The 4,455-nt window shown below is 67.1% G+C and carries 4 protein-coding genes and 1 pseudogene; 4 read left to right on the top strand and 1 reads right to left on the bottom strand.

Annotated elements, in window-relative coordinates:
- Positions 1–263, bottom strand: a pseudogene (locus A5781_RS26160) (hypothetical protein); the annotation flags it as partial.
- 84 nt (positions 264–347) lie between these two features.
- Here A5781_RS26160 and A5781_RS10540 point away from each other — a divergent pair.
- The 4 genes from A5781_RS10540 to A5781_RS10525 form a co-directional block, all read left to right on the top strand.
- Positions 348–1,970: an ABC transporter substrate-binding protein gene (locus tag A5781_RS10540; RefSeq protein ID WP_067204679.1), complete on the top strand. Its 1,623-nt coding sequence runs from the start codon at positions 348–350 to the stop codon at positions 1,968–1,970.
- Positions 1,971–1,972: 2 nt separating this feature from the next.
- Positions 1,973–2,899, top strand: coding sequence for an ABC transporter permease (locus tag A5781_RS10535; RefSeq protein ID WP_067204676.1), 927 nt, complete (start codon positions 1,973–1,975; stop codon positions 2,897–2,899).
- Positions 2,892–3,755: an ABC transporter permease gene (locus tag A5781_RS10530; protein WP_067204673.1), complete on the top strand. Its 864-nt coding sequence runs from the start codon at positions 2,892–2,894 to the stop codon at positions 3,753–3,755. The genes A5781_RS10535 and A5781_RS10530 overlap by 8 nt, the downstream gene beginning before the upstream one ends.
- Positions 3,752–4,455, top strand: a 704-nt coding sequence (locus A5781_RS10525; RefSeq protein WP_156624538.1) for an ABC transporter ATP-binding protein, incomplete at its 3' end; no start/stop codon positions are given. The genes A5781_RS10530 and A5781_RS10525, both read left to right, overlap by 4 nt.

The following is a 4,455-nucleotide window of genomic DNA, read 5'->3' as shown; positions in this document are numbered from 1 at the left end:
AGATGTGTATAAGAGACAGGCCCCGGGTTACCCGGATAGGGCGGCGGAGCCGGATACGGGCCCGGATACCCCATGGCGGGTGGCGGTGGCGGTGGATACGGATAGCCGGGGTGGTACGGCGGCGGGAACTGTCGACGCCTGCGCGAGCGCTCCCGCAGGCCAATGATCAGACACACCAATCCGGCTGCCGGAAGGCCGAACGCGAACATCATTTGCCCCGCCAGCACACCCGGTCTCTCCGAAGCCAGATACGCGACAGTCACGAGGGGATTCTAGGTTGACGAGCTCGGCGCGGGCACTTCACCGACCGGGGGTCGCAGGCCCTAGGGTCGGGTGTCATGCGTCGGATGCGGGCCTTTGCGACCAGTGTGGTCGTCGCCGGGCTGCTGGCGGCCGCGTCGCTGACGGGTTGCGGGGGCGGCGCGTTGACCCCTGAGTCGGTGGTGGTGAACGGTGGTGAACCGCCGAACCCGCTGATTCCGACCGCCACGAACGACAGCCTCGGAGGGCGCATCCTGGATCGGCTGTTCGCTGGTTTGGTGTCTTATGACGCCGCCGGCAAACCGTCGCCGGAAGTGGCGCAGTCGGTCGAGACAACCGACAACATCAACTACCGAATCATTCTCAAGCCTGGCTGGAAGTTCACCGACGGCTCTGCGGTGACGGCGCATTCGTTCGTCGACGCGTGGAACTACGGGGCGCTGAGCACCAATGCCCAACTGCAACAAAGCTTTTTCAGCCCGATCGTCGGGTACGACGAGGTCGCCGGCCCGAGGGGAGGCGGAAAGCCGGCCCGGTCCACCATGTCCGGGCTGCAAGTGGTCAATGATCTCGAGTTCGACGTGCGGCTCAAGGCGCCGACCGTCGACTTCACGTTGCGGCTTGGACACAATGCTTTCTATCCGTTACCGGACATGGCTTTTCGGGACATGGCCGCGTTCGGCCGCAACCCGGTCGGCAACGGCCCGTATGAGTTGGCGGACGGTCCCGACGGGCCGGCCTGGGAACACAACGTTAAGATCGACTTGAAACCCAACCCCGACTACCACGGCAATCGCAAGCCCCACAACAAAGGTTTGAGGTTCGAGTTCTACGCCAACCTGGACACCGCCTATGCCGACCTGCTGTCCGGCAATCTCGATGTGCTGGACACGATTCCGTCCAGCGCGCTGACAATCTACCAGCGTGACCTGGGCCGCAACGCCGCCAGTGGGCCCGTCGCGGTCAGCCAATCACTCGACACGCCGTTGCGCTTGCCGCACTTCGGGGGCGAAGAAGGTCGACTGCGCCGCTTGGCGTTGTCGGCGGCCATCAACCGGCCGCAGATCTGTCAGCAGATCTTCAACGGCACCCGCAGCCCGGCCCGCGATTTCACCGCCAGCTCATTGCCCGGCTTCGATCGGAACATCCCGGGCAACGCCGCATTTGACTTCAACCCCGAACGGGCACGCCACCTTTGGGCGCAAGCCAACGCGATCTCGCCATGGCGCGGGCGGTACTCGATCGCATACAACGCCGACAGCGGCCATCAAGAGTGGGTGGACGCGGTGGCCAACAGCATCAAGAACGTGCTTGGCATCGACGCCGTCGGCGCGCCGCACCCCACGTTCGCGGGCTTCCGCACCCAGATCACCAACCGCACCATCGATACCGCGTTCCGCGCGGGCTGGATCGGCGACTACCCGTCGATGATCGAATTCCTCGCCCCGCTGTACGCCACCGGGGCGGGATCCAATGACGTCGGGTACTCGAGCCGGGAATTCGACGCCGGGCTGGCCGCCGCCGAGGCCGCACCCAACCTGCAGCAAGCGGATGTGCTGGTCAACGAGGCCCAACGAATCCTGTTGCACGACATGCCCGCCGTGCCGCTGTGGTACTACATCGCGGTGGTCGGATGGTCGCCGCAGGTCGGTAGCGTCAAGCTCACCTGGAACGGTCTGCCCGACTACGAGAACATCGTCAAGGCTTGACAGTGGGTTGGTACATCGCGCGCCGGATCGCCGTCATGGTGCCCGTCTTCCTCGGCGCCACGCTGCTGATCTACGGCATGGTCTTCCTGTTGCCGGGTGACCCGGTGGCCGCGATGGCAGGGGACCGGCCGCTGACGCCCGAGGTCGCCGCGCAACTGCGGGCCCGCTATCACCTCGACGATCCGTTCCTGGTGCAGTACCTGCGCTACCTCGGCGGCGTCGTGCACGGGGACTTGGGCCGTTCCTACTCCGGATTGCCGGTGAGTGATGTTCTCGCACACGCCTTTCCGGTGACGGCACGGCTGGCGTTGATCGCCCTGGCCGTCGAGGCGGTGCTGGGCATCGGCTTCGGCGTGATCGCCGGACTGCGCACGGGGGGAGTCTTCGATTCAGGCGTGCTGATCGCCGGGCTCGTCATCATCGCGATCCCCATCTTCGTGCTGGGGTTCCTTGCCCAATTCGTTTTCGGGGTGAGATTGGGCATCGCACCGGTCACCGTGGGGGAGCGGTCGACGTTCGGGCGCCTGCTGCTACCCGGCATCGTGCTGGGCTCGGTGTCGTTCGCCTATGTGGTGCGGCTGACCAGATCCGCGGTGGCCGCCAACGCGTACGCCGATTACGTCCGCACCGCCACCGCCAAAGGGTTGTCCCGGCCGCGCGTGGTGACGGTGCACATCCTGCGCAATTCGCTGATCCCGGTGATCACTTTCCTGGGCGCCGACCTGGGCGCGCTGATGGGCGGAGCCATCGTGACGGAAGGCATCTTCAACATCCACGGCGTGGGCGGTGTGCTGTATCAGGCCGTCACCCGGCAGGAGGCGCCGACCGTGGTGTCGATAGTGACGGTGCTGGTGCTGATCTACCTGATCACCAATCTGGCGGTGGACCTGCTGTACGCCGCGCTGGACCCGAGGATCCGGTATGGCTGAGCGATCGGGTTTTTGGCGCGACACGTGGCGCGGGCTGCGCGGCCGCCCGAAGTTCGTCATCGCCGGCCTGCTGATCCTGTTCATCGTTGCGGTCGCGATGTTTCCGGCGTTGTTCACCGGGGCCGACCCCAGCTACGCCGACCCCAGCCAGAGCCTGCTTCCGCCGTCGCGCGCGCACTGGTTCGGCACCGACCTGCAGGGCCACGACGTCTACGCCCGCACCGTCTACGGCGCGCGGGCATCGGTCACCGTGGGCTTGGGGGCCGCCCTGGTCGTGTTCGTCGTCGGCGGTGCGCTCGGCGCACTGGCCGGGTTCTACGGCGGCTGGATCGACGCGGTGGTCTCCCGCATCAGCGACGTGTTCTTCGGCCTGCCGCTGCTGCTGGCCGCCATCGTGCTCATGCAGGTCATGCACCACCGCACGGTGTGGACCGTGATCGCCATCCTCGCCTTGTTCGGCTGGCCGCAGATAGCCCGCATCGCGCGTGGATCGGTGCTCGCGGTGCGCACCAGCGATTACGTGCTCGCCTCGAAAGCGTTGGGGCTGAGCCGCTTTCAAATTCTGCTGCGCCACGCAATGCCCAACGCGCTTGGCCCGGTCATCGCGATGGCCACCATCGCGCTGGGCGTTTTCATCGTCACCGAGGCCACGCTGTCCTACCTGGGCGTCGGACTGCCGACGTCGGTGGTGTCCTGGGGCGGCGACATCAACCTCGACCAGACGCGGTTGCGGGCGGGCTCGCCCATCCTGTTCTATCCCGCCGGCGCACTGGCGACCACGGTGCTGGCCTTTATGATGATGGGCGACGCGCTGCGCGACGCCCTCGATCCGGCGTCGCGAGCGTGGCGGCCATGAACGACACGCCGCTGCTGTCAGTCGAGGGCCTCAAAGTCAGCTTCGGCGATCACGCCGCCGTGCGCGGCGTCGACTTCGCCGTCTTGCCCGGCCACACGGTCGCGGTGGTGGGCGAGTCGGGATCGGGGAAATCCACCACGGCGGCGGCGATCCTCGGGCTGCTTCCCCCCGGCGGCCGAATTACCGCCGGGCGCATCGTCTTCGACGGATCGGACATCGCCCGGGCCGACCGCCGGACACTGCGCTGCATCAGGGGCCGCGAGATCGGCTACATACCCCAAGACCCGATGACCAACCTCAACCCGGTTTGGAAGGTCGGCTTCCAGGTTTCGGAAGCGTTGCGTGCCAACACCTCCGACCGACGGGCGCGGCGGCGCGCGGTGGAGCTGCTCGGGCAGGCGGGCATGCCGGACCCGGCGAGACAAGCGGGTCGCTATCCGCATCAGCTGTCCGGCGGCATGTGTCAACGGGCCCTGATCGCGATCGGGCTGGCGGGACGGCCGCGGCTGCTGATCGCCGACGAGCCGACGTCCGCGCTCGACGTCACCGTCCAGCGCCAGGTGCTCGACCACCTGCAGGGGCTCACCGCGGAACTCGGCACCGCGCTGCTGCTGATCACCCACGACCTGGCGCTGGCCGCCGAACGCGCCGAGTCCGTCGTCGTGATGCGCGAGGGCGTCGTGGTGGAATCCGGTGCGAC

The organism is Mycobacterium sp. 852002-30065_SCH5024008 (genome assembly GCF_001665645.1).
In the GTDB taxonomy this organism is placed as follows: domain Bacteria; phylum Actinomycetota; class Actinomycetes; order Mycobacteriales; family Mycobacteriaceae; genus Mycobacterium; species Mycobacterium paraffinicum.
The sequence above is the reverse complement of the archived record's forward strand: the minus strand, read 5'-3'. Positions and strand labels throughout refer to the sequence as shown.

Bases quoted from the DNA above. Each gene is read 5' to 3' on its own strand.
- A5781_RS10530 (WP_067204673.1), top strand. From the start codon at position 2,892: ATGGCTGAGCGATCGGGTTTTTGGCGCGACACGTGGCGCGGGCTGCGC.
- A5781_RS10540 (WP_067204679.1), top strand. From the start codon at position 348: ATGCGGGCCTTTGCGACCAGTGTGGTCGTCGCCGGGCTGCTGGCGGCC.